At 72.2% G+C, this 21,842-nt stretch carries 21 protein-coding genes; 10 read left to right on the forward strand and 11 right to left on the reverse strand.

The genetic code is table 11. From position 1 onward, the window contains the following. The 4 genes from ACFO6V_RS21865 to ACFO6V_RS21880 form a co-directional block, all read right to left on the reverse strand. The gene (locus ACFO6V_RS21865) at positions 1–870 is read right to left on the reverse strand and encodes a shikimate dehydrogenase (protein ID WP_377139353.1); all 870 of its coding nucleotides are present in this window, start codon (positions 868–870) and stop codon (positions 1–3) included. Positions 871–934: 64 nt separating this feature from the next. Then, entirely contained in the window at positions 935–1,969 is a 1,035-nt protein-coding gene (locus tag ACFO6V_RS21870; protein WP_377139356.1) for a DctP family TRAP transporter solute-binding subunit, read from the reverse strand. A gap of 53 nt (positions 1,970–2,022) precedes the next feature. Continuing rightward, complete coding sequence (locus ACFO6V_RS21875) at positions 2,023–3,297, reverse strand: TRAP transporter large permease (protein WP_377139358.1); 1,275 nt, start codon at positions 3,295–3,297, stop codon at positions 2,023–2,025. After that, positions 3,294–3,812, reverse strand: coding sequence for a TRAP transporter small permease (locus ACFO6V_RS21880; RefSeq protein WP_377139360.1), 519 nt, complete (start codon positions 3,810–3,812; stop codon positions 3,294–3,296). The genes ACFO6V_RS21875 and ACFO6V_RS21880 overlap by 4 nt, the downstream gene beginning before the upstream one ends. Positions 3,813–3,987: 175 nt before the next feature. Between ACFO6V_RS21880 and ACFO6V_RS21885 the strand changes: the two genes are divergently transcribed. Both ACFO6V_RS21885 and ACFO6V_RS21890 read left to right on the forward strand, forming a co-directional pair. Then, positions 3,988–4,980: a LacI family DNA-binding transcriptional regulator gene (locus tag ACFO6V_RS21885; RefSeq protein ID WP_377139363.1), complete on the forward strand. Its 993-nt coding sequence runs from the start codon at positions 3,988–3,990 to the stop codon at positions 4,978–4,980. 194 nt (positions 4,981–5,174) lie between these two features. Then, a complete protein-coding gene (locus ACFO6V_RS21890) occupies positions 5,175–6,167 on the forward strand; it encodes a glycoside hydrolase family protein (protein WP_377139365.1) in 993 nt (330 codons plus the stop codon). Positions 6,168–6,260: 93 nt separating this feature from the next. On the opposite strand, the gene ACFO6V_RS21895 is transcribed toward ACFO6V_RS21890, so the two are convergent. Both ACFO6V_RS21895 and ACFO6V_RS21900 read right to left on the reverse strand, forming a co-directional pair. Further along, positions 6,261–7,421, reverse strand: coding sequence for an FAD-dependent monooxygenase (locus ACFO6V_RS21895; RefSeq protein WP_377139367.1), 1,161 nt, complete (start codon positions 7,419–7,421; stop codon positions 6,261–6,263). Continuing rightward, the gene (locus tag ACFO6V_RS21900; protein WP_377139369.1) at positions 7,418–7,909 is read right to left on the reverse strand and encodes a GbsR/MarR family transcriptional regulator; all 492 of its coding nucleotides are present in this window, start codon (positions 7,907–7,909) and stop codon (positions 7,418–7,420) included. Before ACFO6V_RS21900 ends, ACFO6V_RS21895 begins: the two co-directional genes overlap by 4 nt. A 165-nt stretch (positions 7,910–8,074) precedes the next feature. On the opposite strand from ACFO6V_RS21900, the gene ACFO6V_RS21905 reads away from it, so the two are divergent. The 4 genes from ACFO6V_RS21905 to ACFO6V_RS21920 are packed head-to-tail and all read left to right on the forward strand — an operon-like array spanning position 8,075 to position 11,592. Beyond that, positions 8,075–9,442 (forward strand): TrkH family potassium uptake protein, encoded by a 1,368-nt coding sequence (locus ACFO6V_RS21905; RefSeq protein WP_377139372.1) that lies wholly within the window; start codon positions 8,075–8,077, stop codon positions 9,440–9,442. A 43-nt stretch (positions 9,443–9,485) separates the two neighbouring features. Continuing rightward, complete coding sequence (locus ACFO6V_RS21910) at positions 9,486–10,052, forward strand: TetR/AcrR family transcriptional regulator (protein ID WP_377139375.1); 567 nt, start codon at positions 9,486–9,488, stop codon at positions 10,050–10,052. Next, the gene (locus tag ACFO6V_RS21915; protein ID WP_377139378.1) at positions 10,049–10,804 is read left to right on the forward strand and encodes an ABC transporter ATP-binding protein; all 756 of its coding nucleotides are present in this window, start codon (positions 10,049–10,051) and stop codon (positions 10,802–10,804) included. Before ACFO6V_RS21910 ends, ACFO6V_RS21915 begins: the two co-directional genes overlap by 4 nt. Next, on the forward strand, positions 10,801–11,592 hold the full coding sequence (locus ACFO6V_RS21920) for an ABC transporter permease (RefSeq protein ID WP_377139381.1): 792 nt from the start codon (positions 10,801–10,803) through the stop codon (positions 11,590–11,592). The genes ACFO6V_RS21915 and ACFO6V_RS21920 overlap by 4 nt, the downstream gene beginning before the upstream one ends. 22 nt (positions 11,593–11,614) lie before the next feature. Here the strand turns inward: ACFO6V_RS21920 and nhaA are convergent, their stop codons facing one another. The 3 genes from nhaA to ACFO6V_RS21935 all read right to left on the reverse strand — a co-directional run bounded on the left by nhaA (position 11,615) and on the right by ACFO6V_RS21935 (position 14,847). After that, a complete protein-coding gene (nhaA, locus tag ACFO6V_RS21925) occupies positions 11,615–12,907 on the reverse strand; it encodes a Na+/H+ antiporter NhaA (protein ID WP_377139383.1) in 1,293 nt (430 codons plus the stop codon). 117 nt (positions 12,908–13,024) lie between these two features. Beyond that, complete coding sequence (locus ACFO6V_RS21930; RefSeq protein ID WP_377139386.1) at positions 13,025–14,218, reverse strand: FAD-dependent oxidoreductase; 1,194 nt, start codon at positions 14,216–14,218, stop codon at positions 13,025–13,027. Then, positions 14,215–14,847 carry a TetR/AcrR family transcriptional regulator gene (locus ACFO6V_RS21935; RefSeq protein ID WP_377139388.1) on the reverse strand — a complete coding sequence of 211 codons (633 nt, stop codon included), beginning with the start codon at positions 14,845–14,847 and terminating at the stop codon, positions 14,215–14,217. Before ACFO6V_RS21935 ends, ACFO6V_RS21930 begins: the two co-directional genes overlap by 4 nt. A 140-nt stretch (positions 14,848–14,987) precedes the next feature. Between ACFO6V_RS21935 and ACFO6V_RS21940 the strand changes: the two genes are divergently transcribed. The 4 genes from ACFO6V_RS21940 (at position 14,988) to ACFO6V_RS21955 (ending at position 20,184) form a co-directional block, all read left to right on the forward strand. Next, positions 14,988–16,280, forward strand: coding sequence for a glycosyltransferase (locus ACFO6V_RS21940; protein WP_377139391.1), 1,293 nt, complete (start codon positions 14,988–14,990; stop codon positions 16,278–16,280). 124 nt (positions 16,281–16,404) lie between these two features. Then, positions 16,405–17,388, forward strand: coding sequence for an ArsR/SmtB family transcription factor (locus ACFO6V_RS21945; protein ID WP_377139394.1), 984 nt, complete (start codon positions 16,405–16,407; stop codon positions 17,386–17,388). A gap of 200 nt (positions 17,389–17,588) precedes the next feature. Then, entirely contained in the window at positions 17,589–19,847 is a 2,259-nt protein-coding gene (locus tag ACFO6V_RS21950; protein WP_377139395.1) for a hypothetical protein, read from the forward strand. A gap of 109 nt (positions 19,848–19,956) precedes the next feature. Further along, on the forward strand, positions 19,957–20,184 hold the full coding sequence (locus ACFO6V_RS21955) for a lysozyme family protein (protein ID WP_377139396.1): 228 nt from the start codon (positions 19,957–19,959) through the stop codon (positions 20,182–20,184). 12 nt (positions 20,185–20,196) lie between these two features. Here the strand turns inward: ACFO6V_RS21955 and ACFO6V_RS21960 are convergent, their stop codons facing one another. Both ACFO6V_RS21960 and ACFO6V_RS21965 read right to left on the reverse strand, forming a co-directional pair. Next, a complete protein-coding gene (locus ACFO6V_RS21960; RefSeq protein ID WP_377139397.1) occupies positions 20,197–21,078 on the reverse strand; it encodes an HAD family hydrolase in 882 nt (293 codons plus the stop codon). Between the two features lie 64 nt (positions 21,079–21,142). After that, the gene (locus tag ACFO6V_RS21965; protein WP_377139400.1) at positions 21,143–21,826 is read right to left on the reverse strand and encodes a hypothetical protein; all 684 of its coding nucleotides are present in this window, start codon (positions 21,824–21,826) and stop codon (positions 21,143–21,145) included. Positions 21,827–21,842: the final 16 nt, after the last annotated feature.

Raw genomic sequence — 21,842 nt, forward strand, 5'->3', positions numbered from 1 at the left:
TCAGCCCTCCGTCACGAGCTGGTCGAAGTGGGCGTGCATCCGGTCGGTGTCGGGTTCGAGGCCGGTGATCAGGCGCAGGCTCTCCGCCGCCTGGCCGACGGCCATGCCTCCGCCGTCGAGCGTCGGCAGGCCGCGGGCCCTGGCGCGCCGGAGGAGCTCGGTCTCCAGCGGCCGGTAGACGACCTCGGCGACCCAGGCGCCTTGACGGAGCCGGTCGACGTCGAACGCGACGCCCGGGTGCTCGGCCATGCCCACCGGCGTGACGTGGACGACGCCGTCCGCCCGGGGCAGCCAGACGTCGAGCGAGCCGCCGCTGCCGCGCAGCGCACCCGAGAAGCGGTCGACCATCGCCTCGACCGCCGCCGGGGCGACGTCGTGCACGACGACCGGGTCGAACCCGAGGTCGAGCAGCGCCGACGCGGTGGCGAGCCCGGCGCCCCCCGCGCCGATCTGGAGCACGGTTCCGCCGGACCGGCGGTCACCGGATCCGCGGTCGCCGGACCCACGGTCACCGAGAAAACCCTCCAGAGCGGCGCGGAAGCCGGTGACGTCGGTGTTGTGCGCGGTGCGCCGGCCGTCGCCGAGCAGCACCAGGTTGGCGGAGCCGAGACGGCGCACGACCGGGCTGAGCTCGGCCACGTGACCCAGCACCGCCTGCTTGAACGGGTGGGTCACGTTGGCCGCGTCGAAACCGGCGTCCTCCAGCCGTCGCAGCTCGGCGCCCAGGTCCACCGCGCGGCGCCCGCTGAGGTCGACGGTCCGGTACTCGTAGTCCAGGCCGAGCCGCCGCGCCTCCGCCATGTGCAGCGCGGGCGACAGCGACGGCTTGATGCCGTTGCCGAGCAGGGCGACCCGGTAGCCGCGGCTCACGGCGCGCCCGTCCTCTGCGCTGCCGGCACCGGCTCTCGTGGTACCGGCGCTGGTGGTACCGGCGTCACTGTGCGGAGCCCCGGATGGCCTCGTAGACGGCCAGCGAGTCGCCCTCGAGGTTGGCGCGGAACCACTCGTCGGTCTGCTGCGCGAAGGCCTCCTGGTCGACGTCGTCGACGATCTCGACGGAGCCCTCCTGCTCCCACTTCTCGAGGATCTCCCGCTCGGCCTCCTCGACGCAGCCGGGCATCTGCTCGACCGCGGCCGCCACTGCCTCCTCGAGCGCGGCCCGCTGGTCGGCGTCCAGCTCCGAGTCGAAGGTCGGCGCGGCCACGATCAGGTTCGAGTTCTGGCCGTGGTCCGACATGCTCACGTAATCCTGCACCTCGACCAGGTTGCTCGCGTCGATGTTGGTCAGCGGGTTCTCCTGACCGTCCACCACACCCTGCTGCAGGGCCAGGTACAGCTCCTCGTAGGCGACCTCGGTGGCCTGGGCGCCGAGCGCCTGCGCGTTGAGCAGGTACTGCGCGGACCCCGGGAAACGCATCCGCAGCCCGTCGAGGTCGGCGGGCTCCCGGATCGCCTCGTTCGCGGTGAACTGCCGGGCGCCGGCCGACCACGCCCCGAGGATCGACACGCCTCCGGAGGCGGCCTTGAAGTCCTGCTCCAGCTGGTCGGCCGAGCCGTCGGTGAAGAACCGGACCAGGTGGGCGCCGTCGTCGAACACGTAGGTCGCGTCCACCACCCCGGCCGGCTCGTAGACGGCCGCGAGCGCCGAGGCGCCCTGGATGTCGATGTCGACGTCGCCGGACTGCACCGACGCGATCCGGTCGGCGTCCCCGCCGAGCTGGCTGTTGGGATACACCTCGACGGTGATGCCGACGTCGGCGGCCTCTGCCTCCTCCTTGATGACCTGCGCGCCGCAGGTGTGCTGCGGCTGGTCCTCGGTGTAGCTGTGGGCGAGCGTCAGCTCGACCTGGCCGCCGGCGGCGTCGCCGCCGGGGTCGTCACCGGAGCCGCACGCGGTCAGCAGCGCCAGGGGCAAGATCGCGGCCGCGCTCGCGGCGGTGGTCCTGGAGCGGTTCGGACGGAGGTTCATGGTGGGTCCTCTCGGTTCACGCCGACGTCGTCGTCGGCTGACGGTCCTAGGAGCTAGAGGCCGAGCTGCGCCGGCAGCCAGGTGGCGATGCCGGGAAAGAAGATGATCAGCAGGCAGCACAGGAGCAGCGGCACGAGGAAGGGCAGCGCTCCCCGGAAGACCTCGCCGACCGGGACCCGCTGAGTGGAGCTGAGGACGTAGAGCACGGTGCCGACCGGCGGCGTGAGCAGCCCGATCATGAGGGACAGGATCATCACGACGCCGAGCAGGATCGGGTCCACCCCGAGGCTGGTGGCGATCGGCATCAGGATCGGCACGACGAGCACCAGGGTGGCCGTCGCGTCGATCACCGTGCCGAGCAGCAGCATCAGGAGCATGACCAGCAGCAGGAAGACGGTGCCGTCGTCGGTGATGCCGAGCACGAGCTGCGCCAGGTCCTGCGGCACGCGCTCCTTGGCCAGGACGTACCCGAGCAGCGCCGCCGACGAGACGATGAGCATGATCGACGCGGTCGTCAGCACCGTCTCGACGAAGATCTTCGGCAGGTCCCTGACCTTCAGCCGGCGGTAGCCGAAGCCGAGAACCATCATGTACGCGGCGCCGACGGCGGCGGCCTCGGTCGGCGTGAACAGTCCGCCGAGGATGCCACCGAGGATGACCACCGGTGCGCCGAGGGGCAGCACCACCCGCTTACCGGTCTCGGCGACGCGCGCCCAGGAGAAGCCGACGTGCCGGATCTCGGGCTGCCTGCGCACCAGCACGAACACCACCGCGCACAGCCCGACGACCATCAGCAGCGCCGGCACCACCGAGGCGGCGAAGAGCGCGCCCGTCGATACCGAGGCCTGCCCGGCGAAGATCACCGCCGGGATGCTCGGCGGCATGACCGGCGCGATGAGCGCGGACGCCCCGACGACGCCGAGGCCGAACCTGCGGGAGTAGCCGGCACGCAGCATCGGCGGGATCTCGACCTTGCTCAGGGCGGCGGCATCGGCCACCGCGGAGCCGCTCATCCACGAGAACCCGAGGCTGACGCCGACGCTCACGTACCCGAGGCCGCCCCGGACCCGGCCGAACAGGGCAAGGGCGAAGTCGAAGAGGCGGTCCGCGATGCCCGCGTGGTTGGCGACCACGCCGAGCAGGACGAACAGCGGGACGGCCAGCAGGACGAAGTTGCTGGTGGCGTCGGTGACCAACCGCATCGGGAGGCCGAGCGACTGGCCCTCGACCAGGAGGTAGCCCAGGCCGGGGCCGAGGAAGGCGAACGCGACGGGGACCCGCAGGGCGAGCAGCGCCAGGATCGCGACGAGGAGCAGGAGCACCGTCATCGGGCGACCTCGCCCTCGTCGTGGTCGGGCGACGGCACACCGTTGCGGGCGACCTGCACCGCGCCGACCGCCGCCCGGACCGTCGTGCTCACCAGTCCGACCAGCACCACCGCGTAGACCCAGGACATCGGCAGCCCGAGCGCGGGCGATGTCAGGAAGCCGGCGGAGGAGACGAGCTCCCAGCACGCCCAGGTGAACGCGGCGGCGATCAGCGCGACCAGCACCATCGCGAGCGTCTGCACGACCCGCACCACGGCAGGGCTGGGCAGGCTGTCGACCAGCTGGAGCGCGATGTGGCCGTTGCGGGTGACCAGCACGCCGGCGGCCGCGAAGGTCAGCCAGATCAGCGCGAACTGCGACAGCTCACCGGTCCAGACGACCTGCGGCAGCGGCAGGTAGCGCTGCACCGCCTGGAACAGGATGAGCACGAAGATCATGGCCCCGGCGAGGCAGCCGATGGTCAGCTCGACGGCGGTGAGCAGCTGGATGAGCCGCTTGAGGCCCGGGTCTCTCATACGTCGTCCACGTACATCGTGACGGTCCCCTTCCGTCCGGCAGCACACGGCGGCGTGTGGTGCGGTCATCACCACACGTCGGCGTGTGGCGTCGTCACTGCGGCGACAGTAGAAACCGCCCGACAACTTGTGCAAGCAGTTGCCAAAATTGCCGCGCCTATGGCTAGATGCCCAGGTGCAGCCCACGATCTACGACGTCGCGAAGGCGGCAGGCGTGGCCGCGTCAACGGTCTCGCGCACCTTCAACAAGCCCGGCCGGGTCAACGAGGCGACCCGGCAACGGGTCCTCGACGCCGCGTCCGAGCTCGGGTACCAGCACAGCCCGCAGAACCGCGCACTGCCGGGCGGGCGGCACCGCACCATCGCGATGGTCCTGTCCGACATCACCAACCCGCACTTCTTCGAGCTCATCCGCGGCGCGGAGCAGCGCGCCCGGGCGTCCGACGTCACGCTCGTCATCGTCAACGCCGAGGAGTCGCAGCGGGTCGAGGAGGCTCAGATCCGCGACCTCGCCCCCACCGTCGACGGGTTCGTCCTGGCCGCGAGCCGGCTCGCCGACGACGACCTGGTCGCCCTGGCCGGCAGGCACCGCGTGGTCCTGCTCAACCGCGAGCTCACGGGCCTGACCAGCGTGGCGCTGGCCGTCGGCGCGGGCTGCCAGCAGATCCTGGAGCACCTGGCCTCGCTCGGGCACCGGAGCCTCACCTACTGCGCCGGGCCGCCCGGGTCCTGGATGGGCGCCGTGCGGTGGGCGGCGCTGAGCGCCGGGGCCGAGGAGCACGGCATGACCGCGCACCGGGTCGGCCCGTACACGCCGAACGTCGCGAACGGGGGCGTCGCGGCCGACGGTGCGCTGCGCACCGGCGCGACGGCAATCGTCGCGCACAACGACCTCCTGGCGTTCGGCGTCATCCGCAGGCTCACCCAGCGCGGCGTCCGCGTGCCCGACGACGTGAGCGTGGTCGGGTTCGACGACATCTTCGCCGCCGACTTCGTGCACCCGTCGCTGACGACGCTCGGCGGGCCGGGCGCGCATGCCGGCCGGCTGGCCGTGGAGCTCCTGATCGACCAGTTCGCCGGGCGCTCGGTGCGGGACGCCGAGCAGATCCGGCTGCCTACCGAGCTGGTGCTGCGCGAGTCGTCGGGTCCGGCGCCGCGGGGGTCCTGACGCCGCCCAGCTGCTGAAGATCCTCATGATCATCTTGACCGCGGGACACCGCCGGCCACAGATTCGATCCCGATTGGCCCGGCGCGGCATCCTCACGCCGTCGCGCACCGTAGCCCGGTGGCGGTCGCCCGGGCCGGACTGGAGTCATCGTGGAATCGAACCGCATGGAATCGAACCGGGTGGAACCGAACCGCGTGAGATCGAACCGAGCGACATCGAACCGAGGTCCGGGGCTCGACCGGCGAACCCTGCTCCTGGGCGCGACGGTGCTCGGCTCGGCCGCCGCCCTGGGCCTCGCCGCCCCGGCCCGAGCGGCGGTGCCGGGCTTCCCGTCCTTCACCCGCCTGGGCGCGGCCCTGGACAAGTCGGCGCTCGCCTACAACCCGACCGGCGAGCTCATCTTCCCGTCGATCCTGCACGTGGCCGGGCGGGTGCAGAACCCCCTGGGCGCCTGGTACATGTACTACGCCCCGCACGACGCGCCCGGCGGGATCTGCCTCGCGTACGCCGACTCCCTCGCGGGCCCCTGGCGGGAGCACCCGGGCAACCCGATCATCGCCCGCACCTGGTCGCCCCACTACTCGGTGAGCCACGTCTCGAGCCCGCACGCGGTCTGGAACGCCGCGGACCGGAGGGTGTACCTGTACTTCCACGGTGAGAACACCACCACCAGGGTGGCCACCTCCGCCGACGGGCGCGGCTTCACCTACGGCGCCACCGTGCTGACCACGGGGATGCTGCCGTCCAACGTCAGCGAGTCGTCCTACGCGCGGGTGTTCCCGCACCCGTCGCGGCCCGGCATGTACGTCATGCTGTTCATGGGCAACCAGGCCGGGACCCGGAAGATCTTCATCGGGTGGTCGCACCAGCTGGCCTCGGGCTGGCAGTTCAAGCCCGAGCCGCTGATCTCGCCCGCCGCGGGCGAGGGCGGCCAGCTCTCCGGAGCCCACTACTGGTCCCGGAACGGCGGCGGCCATGTGGTCTACCACAGCGGCAGCGGCGCGATCCACGTCGCTGACGTCGGCACGAGCTTCGACCGCGAGAACCACCTCGGCGTCCTGTACACCGAGCCGGTGGCGACCCGGGCCGCTGCGCCGAGCTTCGCCGAGGAGAACGGCAGGCTCCACATGTTCTACGAGGCGGGGCAGCGCGGGAACACCAACATCGCCGTCGCGCGGGCGAGCTGATCACGCTGCTCCGGCCCGGCTCGAGGGAGCGCCGGGCCGGAGCGGCGCCCCCTCGGACTCGCGGGTAGCACCGGCGTAGTCGCACAGTGGCGGTCAGCTGCTCCGTACCGGGAGCTCGGGTGGCTGCCAGCGCCAGGTGGGGTTGCCGTCCGGTGCGAGGCCCTTGCGCCAGACGGCGGCCGGCATGAGCCGGACCATTGCCATCAGGAGGCGCTGCCCGGCGCTGGAGGCGGTCCGGGCACCGTCACTCCGGGCACCACGGGCGGTGGCCTGGTCGCGCGGCCGACGTTCCGCGTCGTATCGGGCTAGTGCGACGTCGATCGTGGGTTCGGTCGCGAGGGTGTGGGCGAGCACCACCGCGTCCTCGAGGGTGTGCCCGGCGCCCTGCCCGCGGTCGGGGCTCATGGCGTGCGCGGCGTCACCGAGCAGCACCGCTCGCCCGCGGACGTAGGTGCGCAGCGGCGGAAGCTCACGGATGTCGGTGCGGATCACCGCCGCTTCCGGCGTCGCGCGGATCAGGTCGGGCACCGGCTGGTGCCAATCTCCGACCCGGTCCAGAGCGGCGGCCTTCTCGTCGTCGTACCGCACGCCTGCCGTGGGTTGGGACGTGAGGAGCGCCCAGTACGCCCGTCCTCGCGACACCGGGTGGATGAGGAGGAGGTCGCCGTTCCCCATGGTGACGCTCCCGGTGAGGTCGCCCGGCAGGCCCGCGACGTCGGTGACGCCGAGCCACGCGGTGCGTCCCAGATGGCGGGGCGGCTCGGCGTCGGGCCAGAGAACGGTGCGGACGGCGCTGTGGATCCCGTCCGCGCCCACCACCAGGTCCGCCCGGTGCTGCGCACCTCCCGCGACGACGGTCACGCCGCCGTCGTCCTGCCGCACGTCCGTCACCTCGGCATCCGTGTGCAGCCAGTCGGCGGGCACGGCGCCGAGCAGGACGCGGTGCAGGTCGGCGCGGTGGAACGCGAGCAGCGGCGTCGGGTCGCCGGGCCGGGCGCGCTGCAGGTAGCGGCCGTCGGACCGGCGCAGGTTGCTCGCCGAGCAGGTCGGCACGCCGACGGCGCGGGCCTCCGCCTCGACGCCGAGCTCGGCCAGAGCGCGCAGCGCGTTGGGCGCCTGGGACATGCCTGCGCCGACCTCGCCGAGCTCGGGAGCACGCTCCAGCACCGTGGCGCGCCAGCCGATCCGGCGCAGCGCCACTGCGGTGGCCAGCCCGCCGATGCCGCCGCCGACCACTATCGCGTGTCCGGTCATCGCTTCTTCTCCTCGTCGTCGTGCTCGGCAGCGCTGGTGGTGAGGGTCGCTGGGGTGAGCGGTGGGGCGGCGGCGAACGCCGCGGCCATCCACTCGAAGGTCCGGTGCGCCTGACGCACCCGGTCGTCGTTGCCCGGGCCGACCAGGGTGATGCCGTCGCGGCTGAGGTCGAGGAACGACGCCATGGCCTCGATCTGGCGCCGGACCACGATGGACCACGCGTCGTCGGCCATCCGGTAGTACGTGGTGCGGTTGCCCGGCCTGGTGCGAGAGCTCAGGAAGCCCATGGTGGTCAGCAGGCGCAGGTTCGACGTGAGGGAGGCGCGGCTGGCACCGATCGCGTCGCTGATCTGCCCCGCCGACTGCTCCGGCGGGTCGCACACCATCAGCCAGCCCAGCACCCGTCCGGCGATCGGAGGGACGCCGTCGCGGGCCAGATACATCGATACGCGCTCGACCCATTCGAGCAGGGGGTCCTCGGGTTCCATGCCACCTCCAATGTCAGTTGTTTCACTATCAACTGAAACTCGCGCGCGGTCAAGTGACCTGCCCTGCGGTAGACCACCGGGCGAGGGGCTACGGTGGCTCGGGCACCGAGGTGGTGAGGGCGCGACGCGTGACGTCGGGTGACGAAGAAAGGTGGCAGTGGTCGGATGAGGTTCAGCAGCTCGGTAGGTCGCGAGAAGAGCCGCGGTGCCGCGCTGCGGCGACGGCCTGGCCAGCTCGTGATCGTCGGCTTCGTCGGCGCGATAGCGGTCGGCACGCTGCTCCTGCTGCTCCCCGTCTCGGCCGCCGGTGAGCCGGCGTCGTTCATGGAGGCGCTGTTCACCGCGACATCGGCCGTGTGCGTGACCGGGCTGATCGTCACGGACACTCCAGTGTTCTGGTCCGGGTTCGGTCAGGCGGTGATCCTGGTGCTCATCCAGCTCGGCGGGCTGGGTGTGATGACTGTCGCGTCGCTGCTCGGCGTCCTGGTCTCGCGGCGCCTGGATCTCAGCTCCCGGCTGGTCGCCGCGGCGTCGACCCGCACCGTGGGCCTCGGGGACGTGCGCCGGACGCTGGTCCGTGTCGTCGTGATCGCGTTCGTCGTGGAGGCCGCCGTCGCGCTGGTCCTGACCGTTCGCTTCGCCGTCGCCTACGACGAGCGGCTCGGCCTGGCGCTCTGGCACGGCGTCTTCCATGCCGTCTCCGCCTACAACAACGCGGGCTTCGCCCTGTTCTCGCTGTCGCTGATGGACTTCGTGGCCGACCCGTGGATCTGTCTTCCGATCGCTGCCGCCACGATCATCGGCGGCCTGGGGCTGCCGGTGATCCTGGAGCTGCTGCGCGAACGGCGCCGGCCGGCGCGCTGGAGCCTGCACACCAAGATCACGCTGCTGATGACCGGGTTCCTGCTGGTCGGTGGCACCGGGTTCTTCCTGGTCACGGAGTGGGACAACGCCGCGACCATGGGTGCGCTGGACACCGGGGGCCGGGTCCTGGCCTCGTTCACGCAGTCCGTCCAGGCGCGCACTGCCGGGTTCAACTCGCTCAACACCGGTGAGATGCACACGGAGACCTGGCTGGGCACGATCATCCTGATGTTCATCGGCGCCGGCTCGGCGGGAACAGCCGGCGGCATCAAGGTGACGACATTCGCCGTACTGGCGGTGGTGATCTGGTCCGAGCTGCGCGGCGACCCCGACGCCAGCGCCTTCGACCGGCGCATCTCGCTGGCCACCCAGCGGCAGGCGCTGACCCTGGCCCTGCTGGCGGTAGCGATGGTGGTCCTCCCCTCCCTGTGGATGACGGCGTTGTCACCGTTCCAGGTCGACGAGATCTTGTTTGAGGTGACGTCCGCGTTCACCACCACCGGCCTGTCCACGGGGATCACCGCACAGCTCGCCTGGTACCACCAGGTAGTGCTCTGTGTCCTGATGTTCGTCGGGCGGCTCGGGCCGATCACGCTCGGCACCGCGCTGGTCCTCCGGGCCCGCGGGCGTCTGTACCGACTCCCGGAGAGTGCGCCGATCATCGGCTGAGACAGGGCTTGGCGAGCACAATGTTAGTGACTAACATTGTGGGATGGTCACGCCTCGCACCCTCCGCACCAGGGCCCGCATCCTCGACGCGGCGCTCGACCTCTTCGAGCGCCAGGGCTACGACGGCACGACGGTGAGCCAGATCGCGGAGGCCGCCGGCGTCACCCCGATGACGTTCTTCCGGCACTTTCCGACGAAGGACGCCGTGCTCGTCACTGATCCGTACGATCCCCTGATCGCCGAGGCCGTCGGCGCCCAGCCGGCCGGCCTTCCGCCGCTGGAACGCACGCGCCTCGGCCTGCTCGCCGCGCTCGGCGACATCACACCCACCGAGGACTCGACCGCGAGACGCCGTGTCGCTCTGGTCGCCACGTCCCCTTCGCTGCGCGCCGCGATGGTGATCGGCACCGAGGCCACCCAGGACGCGATCGTCGAGCGGCTCGTGGCCGACGGCGTCGATCGCCTCGACGCCGCGATCTCGGCGTCCGCCTGCCTCGCCGCCACCACTGCCGCTCTCCTGGCCTGGGGGTCCGCGCCGAGCGACGTCACCCTGGCCGACCTCGTCCGCCGCGCCCTGGCACAGCTCGCCCCGGCAGGAGCGGCTTCATGACCGCGCCCGCCCTGCTGCTCGACGACGTCTCCCACACCTTCGGCGGCCGAGCAGCCCTCGATCACCTCACGCTGACCGTCCTGCCCGGCCGGGTCACGGCCCTGATCGGCCTCAACGGCGCGGGCAAGACGACGGCGCTGCGCGCGCTGACCGGCCGCCTGCGCCCCACGCAGGGTTCGGCCAGGATCCTCGGCCACGAACCGGATGGCATGCCGGCCGACGTCGCCAGACGGTTCGGCCATGTGGTCGACACACCGCTCGTCTACCCGGAGCTGACCGTGACCGAGAACCTCCGCTGCGCCGCCCGCCTGCACGGCCTGGCCCGGCGGGCCGCCGGAGCAGCCGCCGCCGCCGTCGGGCGAACGGGGCTGGACCCGTGGCGCCACACCCGCGCCGGCGCGCTCTCGATGGGCAACCGCCAGCGCCTCGGGATCGCCGGGGCGACCCTCCATCGGCCCGCGGCGCTGATCCTCGACGAGCCGACGAGCGCCCTCGACCCGCAGGGCGTCGTCCTGGTCCGCGAGCTGGTCCGCGGCCTGGCCGACGACGGCGCGGCGGTCCTCGTCTCCAGCCACCACCTCGACGAGGTCGCCCGGGTCGCGGACGAGATAGTCGTGCTGCACGGCGGGCGCGACGTCGGGCGGCTGGAGCCCGGCGGCACGGACCTGGAGCAGCGGTTCTTCGCCATGGTCCTGGACGCCGACACCCGCACAGCGGACGCTCGCACAACCGGCACCCGGAGCCTGCCATGACCACCGGGTCCGCGCTCCGCGCCGCCCTGGCCGTCGAGACGCTCAAGCTGCGCCGTTCGACCGTCGCCCGTATCGCGACGGCGCTGCTCGTGCTCCTCGTTCCGCTCGGCAGCATCGGGATGGTCGCGCTCGCACGCTCACCGCAGGCCGTCGGCCCGACGGCGGCCAAGCTCGCCGACTACGCGACCGGCGATCTCGCGACGACGCACCTGCTGGTGTGCGCCCAGGTCCTCTCCGTCGCTGCCCTGGCCGCCGGCGGGTTCTTCGTCGCCTGGTCGTTCGGGCGCGAGCTGGAGAGCGGCACCGCCGGGGCACTGTTCGGGCTCGCGGTGCCGCGCGGCACCGTCGCCCTGGCCAAGTGCCTGGTCGCGCTGGCCTGGATCGCGTCGTGCGTGGTGCTGGCCGTCGCCCTGACCACCGCGGCCTCGGCGGTCGTCGCCGGGACATCGGGCGAGCCTTTCCCGGCCTGGGCCGGGGTGCGGGACGCCGTCGCCGCCGGGCTGCTCGGCGGCGGCCTGGCTCAGCCGTTCGCCTGGGTGGCGACCGTGACGCGCAGCCAGCTCGGCACGGTCGGCGCGCTGGTCGGCATGGTCGCGCTGACCCAGATCGTGGTGCTGCTCGGCGGCGGCACCTGGTTCCCCTACGCCGCGCCGTCGCTGTGGGCGGGCATGGGCGGAGCGGAGGCCGCAGCCGCCGTCGGCCCGCCGCACCTGATGCTCGCCGCGACGATGGCCCCGCTCGGCGCCGCGGCCGTCGTCCACGCCTGGCGGCGCCTGACCGACGTGTGAGGCGCCGACCGGGGCGGGTGGCTCAGTGGGTCTCGCGGTCCTTGGCGTCCCCGATGTAGCCCTCGACCACGTCGTCCACGCCGTCGAGGTTCATGTCGGCGTTACGGGCACGCCGGGCGTCCCAGCGCAGCGAGGCCGCACCGAGGATCGCGGCGAGCACCGAGGCGCCGAGGATCGCGATCTTCGCGCCGTCGGCGTGCTCGGCATCGCCGAACGACAGCTCGCTGATCAGCAACGACACCGTGAACCCGATCCCGGCCAGGAGCCCGACGGGCAGCAGGTCGCGCACGCCGATACCCGCGGGCAGCCGCAAGGGGGTCAGGCGCGTGACCAGGGCCGTGGCCCCGAGCACGCCGACGAGCTTGCCCAGCACGAGCCCGGCGGTGATCGCGAGCACGACCGGCTGGCCGAACATCGCACCGGGTCCGTCGCCGTCGACCAGGGAGACGCCCGCGGCGAAGAACGCGAACACGGGCAGTGCGAAGCCCTGGGAGAAGGGCCGGACCGCGTGCTCGAACGCGTGGGTGCGGGACTCCGGCTCGCCGCGCATCGCGATCGCCGGGACGGTGAAGCCGAGCAGCACGCCGGCCACCGTCGCGTGCACACCGGAGGAGTGCATCAGCGTCCACGCGACCGTCGCGAGGGGCAGCAGCACGAACCAGCGGGGCGTGCGCGAGCGGACGTGCCAGGCGAACAGCGCCACGCACACCAGCGCGCCGGCCAGCGGCCACCAGTGGATCGACTCGGTGTAGAACACGGCGATCACGATGATCGCCAGCAGGTCGTCCACCACGGCGAGCGTGAGCAGGAACGTGCGGATCGCGACCGGGAGGCCACGGCCGAAGATCGCCAGGACACCCAGAGCGAACGCGATGTCGGTGGCCGTCGGGATGGCCCACCCGTGCAGCGCGCCCGGGTCGCCCAGCGTGAGCAGCACACCGGCGTAGACCAGGGCGGGCACGGCCATGCCGCCCACCGCGGCGATCATCGGCACACCGGCTTCCCGCGGGTTGCGCAGGCTCCCCGCGACGAACTCGTGCTTGAGCTCGACACCGACCACGAAGAAGAAGATCGCGAGCAGCCCGTCGGCGGCCCAGGTAGCCAGTGACAGGTCGAGGTGGACGGGGATCGGGCCGAGGGTGGCGGGGCCGACCACGGCCTCGGACAGGGACGCGTACGCCTCGCGCCACGGGGAGTTGGCCCACAGCAACGCCAGGAGGGCCGCACCGATCAGGAGTGCACCGCCGGTGGTCTCCCGCGAGACCCAGGTACGCAGTCGTCGGGAGAAAGGGAGGGTGGGGGTGGTGTGGGGCACAAGGGTCCTCTCGGGCCGGTGGGGTCGTCCAAGCTGGACCGCCCGTCGGCGGTCCACGCCGACCAGACTTCCCGGCACACCTGTGGTCCACCCTACCTGGCTGCTCGGAGCGGGCCGTCAGGACAAGAGCTGGAGCCGGCGCTGGAGCAGCGCCGAGACGGGACGCCAGGACGCAAGGCGCAGCGGTAGGTCACGCACCCAGAGACTGAACCGGTCGGTGGGCGCGTAGAGACCCTTGATCTGGCGGCCGAGCTTCTGCTTGCGCTCGGCCTCGGGCCTGATCTCGGCGTCCCACTCGCGCAGCGCCACCGGCAGGTCGTCCGGGTGACGCTCGAGCGCCGCGCCCAGGGCGTCGGCCCCGGCGACGGCCAGCGCGGATCCGTAACCGGCGAAGAGGGTGACGCACCAGGCGGCGTCGCCCAGCAGGACGACCCGGCCCCGGCTCCAGCGGTCGACGACGATCTGGCTGATCGTGTCGAAGTACACCGACCCGGCTCGGGTCAGCTGGTCGAGCACGCTCGGCACGACCCAGCCCATGTCGCCGTATGCACGGGGCAGGGCGACCTGCGGGCCTTCGGCGAGCTCATCCATGGGCCGCTCGGTGCGGTAGCCGAAGAACGCCACCGCACGGTCTGCGCCGAGGCTGACGACAGCCAGCGTGCGGCCCGTGTCGGTGAGCGAGGCGGTCACGCCGGGTTCGATGCCGGCGGGCAGCGTGTCGAGCGCGAAGACGCCGGCCATGTGGTTCAGGTCCAGGCGCACGTCGTCCTCCGGTCCGAAGACGAGGCGCCGGGTCGCCGAGTGGAGGCCGTCCGCGCCGACGAGCAGGTCCGCCCGCTCGACGGTGCCGTCGGAAAGCGTGACGTCCACGCCGTCCGGGTCCTGCTCGACCCGGGCGATGCTCGTTCCGAAGCGGATCTCCACGGCACCCGATCCCTGGCCGGGCGCCTGGGCGGTCACCGCCCGGTAGAGGACGTCCTCGACATCGCCCCGCAGGAGGTTCAGCGACCGCTCGCCCACCAGCGCCCGGACGGTGCGACCAGGCACGGAGAACCGGGTGCGGCCGTCGGGCCGCACGTAGTCCATCCGGTCGGGTGTGATGTGCCGCTTCGCGAGCTCGGGCAGGATGCCCATCCGCTCGGCGGCGTCGTAGCCCACGCCCGCGAAGGCCACGGCGTACCCGCCCGAGCGGCGCGACGGCGTCCGCTCGACCACCAGGACGTCCCAGCCGGCCTGGTGCAACCGCAGCGCGGCGCTCAGCCCGGCGATCCCGGCTCCGATGACGACGGCGCGAGGGCGGTTCGTGCTCATGACCGGTCTCCTTCGTGAGTGGTCAGCCCTGTCGCCACCATGTCGACGAGCAGGTCCAGGGACTTGCGATAGGTGCCGGAGTCCCCGGCTGCGATGTGAGCAGTGTTGAACGGCATGAGCAGCACCGACTGCAGCACCCCGACGACGACGCGCGGGTCGTCACCGACCAGGTCGCCGCGCCGTTGCCGGTCGCTCACGTATGCCGTGAGCGCGGTGCCCGGGTTGCTGTCCCCCATGGCGGCGATCCGCTCCGGTTCGAGCCGCCCCGCGACGGCCGTCATCTCCTCCGGATGGGTCACCAGCCGGCGCCACAGCGGGTTCGTCTCGAACACCTCGAGCGTCGCGTGCAGGAACCGGCGCAGGCCCTCGCGCACGTCGTCGGTCGACAGCAGCGCCTGGTCGATGACCTGGTTCTTGACCTGCCCCGCCTCGTCCAGCATGAGCTGGAGGTAGAGCGCTTCCTTGGAGTCGAAGAACTGGTAGAAGGTGCTCTTCACGATCCCGGCCGGGGCCACCAGCTCCTCCAGTGCCGTCTTGCGCAGCCCTTGCCTCGTGAACAGCTCCCGGCCCGCTGCCAGCAGAGCCTGACTGATCCGGTCCCGCTCCTGTGTCGTGAATCCTCGTGGCACCGCAGGCCTCCTCTCGATGCGACCATGAAAACACATCCGCCATTTGTTTTGACGCGGACGATCGGCAGGTCTACTGTCACTACTGGTGTGCCGGGAAGCCTGGTCGGCGTTCATGTCGTCGACCCCGAAGGAGCTTTCCGATGAAGGCACTGATCATGACCCTGGGCACCCGCGGTGACGTCCAACCGTTCGTCGCACTGGCACAGGCGCTGGGCGCCGCCGGCCACGAGGCGGTCCTGTGCGCACCGCACCGCTTCGAGCAGCTCGCCACCGGGAACGGCATGCCGTTCGCGGGGGTCGACGACGGCCCGCTGCGCCAGCTCGACACCGCCGCCGACGCAGGCGAGGCGTTCGGCGGCGGCATCCGGACGCGGCTGCGCCAGGTCCGCGAGATGCCCTCGATGTTCGACCAGGTCCTGGCCGACTCCTGGCGGGTCGCCGCCCACGGCGCCGGCAAGGACGCGGACGTCGTCATCCACAACGGACAGATCCTGGCCGGCCAGCACGTCGCCGAGGCACTCGGGATCCCGGCCGTCCTGGGCCTGCCGCTGCCCATGTACGTCCCCACGCGCGAGTACCCCTGGCCGGGCCAGTCGCTGCCGTTCGGCCTGCCGGGCTGGCTGAACCGAGCCACGTTCGGCGGGATGCGACTGCCCGCTGCGATGTTCGGCCGCGTGATCGACCGCTGGCGCCGGGACACCCTGGGTCTCTCGCCCAGGCGGGGACGGCACGATCCGAAGCTGCGGCCCGACGGCGGTCCGGCCCCGGTCCTGCACGCCCACAGCCCGGCCGTGCTGGCTCGACCCGAGGACTGGCCGGCAGGGGCAGAGGTCACCGGGTATTGGTTCCTCCCGCCCGAGCCCGGGCTGCCGGACGCCGTCGAGCAGTTCCTGGCTGCCGGTCCCGCTCCGCTGTTCGCCGGGTTCGGCTCGATGTCCGGACTGGCCCCGGAGACCAGCACCCGGGCGGTGGTCGAGGCCGCGGCCCTGACCGGCCACCGGCTGGTGATGGCCACCGCCTGGGGCGGGCTCGACGCCGAGGCAGCGCGCGCCGCGGCCGCCGAGCGCGGCGTGGAGCTGCTCGTGGTGGGCGACGTGGACTATCAGCGGCTGTTCCCGCGGATGGCCGCCGTCGTGCATCACGGCGGAGCGGGCACCACCGGCACCGCGTTCATGGCGGGCCGGCCCCAGGTTGTCTGCCCGTTCGTGGCCGACCAGCCTTTCTGGGGGCGCGTGACCCACGCGCGTGGCGTCGCCCCGATGCCCCTGTCCCAGCGCAGGCTCACCGGGCCGGCGCTGGCCGAGCGGATCACCGAGGCGTGCGCGCCGGCGGCGACGGCCGCGGCTGCAGAGCTCGGGGCTCGCATCTCCCGGGAGCGAGGACTGGACCGGGCCGTCACCCTCATCGAGCGCACCGCCGAGGCCGGTCGCTGACCTTCGAGCCTGCGCTCGCAGCAGCGAAGGTCTACAGCGATGTACTACCGCCTAGGATCTCGCCTCTCTACAGTTCGCGCGGGAGCGCGCCGCCGTGAGAGCCGGAACAGTCCTGGGGGGACCTGTGCTTCGCATTCACTTCACTGCCACCGACCTGGTGCGCACCCGGGTCGGGACCCGGCTCGATCCGATGTGGGAGCTGGTCCTCAGCGTCCACCAGGTGGCCCGGCCCGAGTCGTACTTCGGCTCGTGGAGCAGGCTCGCCCGGCGCAGGCTCGTCCAGGCCGGGACGATCCGCGACGCGGAGCTGCTCGCGGTGCTGACCCCCGCGCGCGGCTACTTCCCCGACTTCCTGACGCCCGCGGCCCTGCCCACTCAGTTCGAGGCGGGCGTCGAGACCGTGCTGTCGACCAGCAAGCAGCGGCTGCGGGCAGAAGTCGGCAGGCTCGACGGCGGCAGAGGCGCCGGGCCGTGGCTCGACGACGTGGCGGCGGGCCGCCCAGCAGCACTGCACCGGCTCGGCGTCGCCATGCGGCGCTACCACGGGACGGTGATGACGCCGCACGTCGACCAGGCGGCGGAGATCACCGGGCGCTGGGTGGCCGGCCTGGCGCACCGGACGCTCGCGCACGGCGTCGACGCGGTCCTGAGCACGCTCGGCCCGAAGACCCGCTGGCGGGCGCCGGTCCTGGAGGTCGACTACCCCGTGACCCGGGACGTGCACCTCGATGGCCGCGGGCTGTCCCTCGTCCCGACCTTCTTCGGCATCAACCACCCGATCACCCTCGCCGACCCGGAGCTGCAGCCCGTGCTGGTCTACCCGGTCAGCCGCGAGCCGTTCTGGCGCCCCGACCGCCACCCCTCGGACCGGCAGCAGGCCGACGCCCTGAGCGAGCTGCTGGGACCGACCCGGGCGGCGGTGCTCCGGGTGCTGGACACCGAGCTGTCGACCACCGCCCTCGCGGCACGGACCGCCACCTCGCCGTCCAGCGTCAGCCGGCACACCGCGGTGCTCCGGCGAGCCGGGCTGATCACCACCTGGCGCAGCGGAACCAGCGTGCTGCACCTGCGCACCACCATGGGGAACGAGCTGGTCCACGGTCGCTGACAAGGCGCGGGCTCGTGGCAAGGCTTTGCAGCAGGGTGCATTTGGTTGCCGCGGACGGGCACATTTTCTACGTTGCGTCTGCCCGATTTCACCCTTTCCGACCCACGGAGACGCAGCCTGTCATGAGCCTTCCCCAGACCCGAGATCCTGTGCCATCGCGGCGCCGGCGGCGGGAACGTCGTAGAAAGCCCCTGTTCCGCGTGGTCGCCATCGGCGTGACCGCCGCCGTGAGCGGCGTCGCCCCCGTGCCGGTGCTCGACACACCGGACGCGGTGGCCCACTCGCACACGGAGTTCTGCTCGGAGCTCGTCGGCCAGTCCGAGGAGTACATCTACGAGGAGTTCCCCGAGGAGGGGGCGGAGCCCGTCGAGGCCGAGGCCGAGAGCTACACGTACGACACCGAGCTGGACGCGATCCTCGACTCCTACGTGGAGCCGACCAGGGAGTACCTGGACCGGGTGCCGGACGAGTGGGCGGCCGAGCCGATGGACAGCACAAAGCGCCTCGAGTGGAGCTACAAGACCCATCTCGCAGGGAACCCCGACGCCCGGTTGTCGTGGGACCAGTGGAAGGGTCTGTACGGGAGGGTCAACGACGACCAGAGCAGGGGCCTCGCCTACGAGCGGACGGCGCTCTCGACCCTGTTCCCGTTGGACACCGCCGACTGGCTGTGCCGGGACACCCGCCTGCAGAACGGCCAGACGACGAGCGCGGTGAACAACCGGACTCGCCAGTTCATCAACGTCTCCCCCGGAAACACGATCTCGACGGCCCGGCTCAACTCGTACAAGGACCTGACCACCGCCGGCTACAAGGCGCACCACGTCTTCAGCACCACGCCGAGCGCGACCACGGCGCAGCAGGTGCGTGCCTCCGGAGCCACCTACTCGGTCACGCGGGCGTCCGGGTCGAACCCGCCCCCGCCCCCGCCCAGTGGCGGCCGCGCACCGTTCAACCCACCTTGCCCCGCTGGGCGAGCATGCGCGCCGGCGAGGCCGACCGGCGGTGCCGTGAACTCCCTGGCGCGCACCTCGGGCACGAGCGCGAGCAACGCCGTGAACCTGCGCACCGCCGGCAACCAGCTCATGAACTCCTCGCCGCGCCAGTTCCGACCGCCGTTCCCCCTGGGTGGCATCGACTGGACATCCCTGGAGCTGCGCTACGTCTCCGACGACCCGAGCACGCAGGAGTTCGACTACGCGTTCTCTGCCGCCGAGATGCCGGAAGGCGCCGACCCCTCGTTCGGCGGCGAGGCGACGCTCAACCTGTCGTCGGACGCGCTGTTCACCTGGCTCGCCCTCGAGCGGGACCAGTTCTGGGTGAATCTCAACCCCGACCAGCCCGACACGATCATCGACGAGCAGTTCGCCACGACCGAGGCCGGCCGGGTCCTGCTCGAGTCGGACTTCCAGCTCAAGAGCACCCTCTACGACAACTTGAACCCGGAGACCGAGTCGGGGCGCGAGTTCTTCGAGTCGCTCGAACGCGGCCCGAACGGCGAGCTCTGCTGGGGCTCGCACCGCATGTGGATCGAGCCGCTGCCGGCGTCCGCGCGGGAGGACGGCGACCAGCTGTACATCCTGGACTCGCCGCTGAACGTCCAGATGGAGCCCTTCGAGGTCTCCACGCCTCCGGGGTCGGGACCCACCTGTGAGGAGCTCGTGCCCGAGGACGTCATGGATCGCAACCTCCAGCGGCTCATCGACAGCATGGTCCCGCTGATCGAGGAGGCGGTGAACACCGCCCCGGAGTACGCGGACCTGCGCCGCGTCTACACCGCCCGGATCGCCGCGGAGTGGCTGCGGCAGCGCGACGCCGTCCGGCCCGGTGCGTTCCACGACATCATCGACAGCGGCGACGTGTCGCACTGGCCCGTGCGGGAGGGCTGGGACCCGCAGGACGTGTACGACGAGTTCATCGAGGCGACGAAGACCGTCCAGTTCCGCTACGAGTACGAGCACGGCGGCATGGACTACTACATGGACGTCACCGGCGGCATCGCGTTCCCGGACGCCCCACGTGACCCGATGCCCGCGGCGCAGTTCGAGCGGGAGCACCCGACCCTCCCGGCGACCGTGCAGGACGCGAAGTTCGAGGCGAGATCGGACCGCGACGTCGACCCGGAGGCGGACGCCGGGACCGCCTGGCTCGGCGGCGGCACGCTGCCCGAACCGGACCCCGACCCCGACCCCGAGCCGACGCCCACCCCGACCGGCGACGGCCCGGGTGACGACGGGCCCGGCACCGACCGGCCCGGTGACGACGCACCAGGTGACGGCTCCGGCGACCGACCCGACACGAACGATCCCACCCCGGACGCCGCAGACCGTCCGGACGACGGCGAGCTGGCCGCCACCGGGTTCTCGGGCGGCTGGCCGATCTGGGCGGCGCTCGCGCTGGTGCTGGCCGGCGCGGCCCTGATCGTCCTGCGTTCCCGGCTGCACGCGAGACAGCAATAGCATCACCCGCCCTTCCCGCCGGCCCTCGTCGGCGGGAAGGGCGGCACCTGCTGCCGGCGCGGCCCTGCGGCTGGCACGGACCCAGCCCGGGTGCGGCATCGGGTGGAACATGCTCGCGGGTGTCGGCATGGTCGAGCCGGTGCACGGCACGTACCTCGGGGCGCGCACCGACGACGCGGCGCTGACCGCCGCCCACTACCTGTGCGAGAGCGGCGGCGACGTCACGAGCGACGACGGGTGGACCACCGCGCTGGCGGTCTACAACCGCTCGGTCTCGTACGCCAACGACGTGGCCGACCTCGCCGGGTCGTACGCGGAGCGGCCTCAGGCCTCGTGACGCACGCGCCGGTCAGCGCGAAGCGTCCATCAGCGTGCGCAGGACCGTGACGACGCCGTGCTCCGCCAGGGTCCCGGTGACCTCGTCCGCGGCATCGACGACGGCAGCGGGCGCGTGGCCCATCGCGACGCCGCGCGCCGCCCACGCGATCATCTCCAGGTCGTTGACCCCGTCCCCCACGGCCATGGTCCACCCGGGGTGCACCCCGATCCGCTCGCGGATCCGCTCGAGGGCCGTCGCCTTGCTCACGTCGCGCGGCGTGACGTCCAGCCAGTCGGAGCCGGCCGGGGTCGGCGTGACACCCAGCGCGCGCAGCGGCTCGATCAGGTCCAGGACGCCGGCGGCCCGGAGGATGACACGCGCCGCGGGCACGTTCCACAGCTCCGGGTCGGGGACGCTGCGCTGCTCCCCGTTCACCAGCCTCGGGTCGAAGAACCGGTTGACCCGGTAGCCCCAGCCGATCTCCTCGACGCCCACCTGGACGCCGGGGAGGGCAGCGCGAGCGAGGCGGACCACCGGCTCGACGTCGAAGGCGTGCACCGTCTCGAGCCGGAACCCGCCGGACAGGGCGGCGCCTACCCGCGCGACCACCGCGCCGTTGGACGCGACGACCCAGCCCGGGTCGATACCCAGCCGGCGGGCGACGGGCAGGACGCCGACCAGGGACCGGCCCGAGGCCAGCACCACCTCGTGTCCGGCCCGCCACACGTCCTCCACCGCCTCGACGGTCACGGCGGGAACGGTCATGCCGCCCGGCGACAGGGTGCCGTCGATGTCGAGCGCGACCAGGGCGCCGGCTTCGGCGCCCCTTCCGGTAAAGGTGCCAGGAACGGGCACAGCTGCCCGGTGCGGGTCGGTGGTGGACGGCGTCACGGTACCTGTCGTCGGCGTCATACCTCTCAGACGTACTCGGCGCCCGGATGTCACAGCACTTCCCGGATCGCTCGTCCCGCGGCCCTCAGAGGAAGGTCCAGTTCGGCATCCTGGAACCCTTCGGGAGCTGGGGTGCGCCCGGGCCGTACACCCAGTTGACGTCGGCCGGCCCGGCGAGCTCGCGCATCCCCCACGGCATCTCCTCCCCCTCCCGGAGGACAGGTTCCAGCCTGGTGATCAGAGCCCTCATGAAGTCGGTCCCGCCGCGCACGACGGCCTCGACCGGCATGGCGTCCGGCGAGACGCTCTCGCCGCCCGCGAACATTCCCGGCGGCGGGGAGACCGGCACGAACCACCCGTTCTCCAGGCGGAGCACCAGCACCCGGTAGCCGTGCCGGGTCGCCGCTCTCGTCGCGGAGCCGCCGGAGTTCCGGGTGCCGAACCAGGCGTCGGTGACGTCGCGGAGATCGACGGTCAGCTTGTCCCTCCGGCCGAGGTACAGGTGGTCCTCGGTCAGGCGAAAGTGCGCCCGGTCGATGAAGCGCACGATCTTCGGGTGCGCCCAGCGGACCGCCAGAACCACGGCGGCCACCCAGAGGACGATACCGACCACCCCGAACACGGGTTGCGCGGGGGAATCCCCGAACGCGACGAGCGGCAGCACGAGCACAATGGTGGCCGCCATGGCGCCGAGATTGCCGGCGGCGGCGTACAGCAGCCAGAACGCCGGCCAGCCGAACAAGCCTGGCCTCACCTGGGCGAGCGTCATGCGGATGATTATGACC

The organism is Promicromonospora alba (assembly GCF_042654905.1).
Classification (GTDB): Bacteria; Actinomycetota; Actinomycetes; order Actinomycetales; family Cellulomonadaceae; genus Promicromonospora; species Promicromonospora alba.

Coding starts and splice junctions, on each gene's coding strand:
- ACFO6V_RS21870 (WP_377139356.1), bottom strand. CDS start 1,969: ATGAACCTCCGTCCGAACCGCTCCAGGACCACCGCCGCGAGCGCGGCC.
- ACFO6V_RS21875 (WP_377139358.1), bottom strand. CDS start 3,297: ATGACGGTGCTCCTGCTCCTCGTCGCGATCCTGGCGCTGCTCGCCCTG.
- ACFO6V_RS21880 (WP_377139360.1), bottom strand. CDS start 3,812: ATGAGAGACCCGGGCCTCAAGCGGCTCATCCAGCTGCTCACCGCCGTC.
- ACFO6V_RS21895 (WP_377139367.1), bottom strand. CDS start 7,421: ATGACCGGACACGCGATAGTGGTCGGCGGCGGCATCGGCGGGCTGGCC.
- ACFO6V_RS21900 (WP_377139369.1), bottom strand. CDS start 7,909: ATGGAACCCGAGGACCCCCTGCTCGAATGGGTCGAGCGCGTATCGATG.
- ACFO6V_RS21905 (WP_377139372.1), top strand. CDS start 8,075: ATGAGGTTCAGCAGCTCGGTAGGTCGCGAGAAGAGCCGCGGTGCCGCG.
- ACFO6V_RS21910 (WP_377139375.1), top strand. CDS start 9,486: ATGGTCACGCCTCGCACCCTCCGCACCAGGGCCCGCATCCTCGACGCG.
- ACFO6V_RS21915 (WP_377139378.1), top strand. CDS start 10,049: ATGACCGCGCCCGCCCTGCTGCTCGACGACGTCTCCCACACCTTCGGC.
- ACFO6V_RS21920 (WP_377139381.1), top strand. CDS start 10,801: ATGACCACCGGGTCCGCGCTCCGCGCCGCCCTGGCCGTCGAGACGCTC.
- ACFO6V_RS21930 (WP_377139386.1), bottom strand. CDS start 14,218: ATGAGCACGAACCGCCCTCGCGCCGTCGTCATCGGAGCCGGGATCGCC.
- ACFO6V_RS21940 (WP_377139391.1), top strand. CDS start 14,988: ATGAAGGCACTGATCATGACCCTGGGCACCCGCGGTGACGTCCAACCG.
- ACFO6V_RS21955 (WP_377139396.1), top strand. CDS start 19,957: ATGCTCGCGGGTGTCGGCATGGTCGAGCCGGTGCACGGCACGTACCTC.
- ACFO6V_RS21960 (WP_377139397.1), bottom strand. CDS start 21,078: ATGACGCCGACGACAGGTACCGTGACGCCGTCCACCACCGACCCGCAC.
- ACFO6V_RS21965 (WP_377139400.1), bottom strand. CDS start 21,826: ATGACGCTCGCCCAGGTGAGGCCAGGCTTGTTCGGCTGGCCGGCGTTC.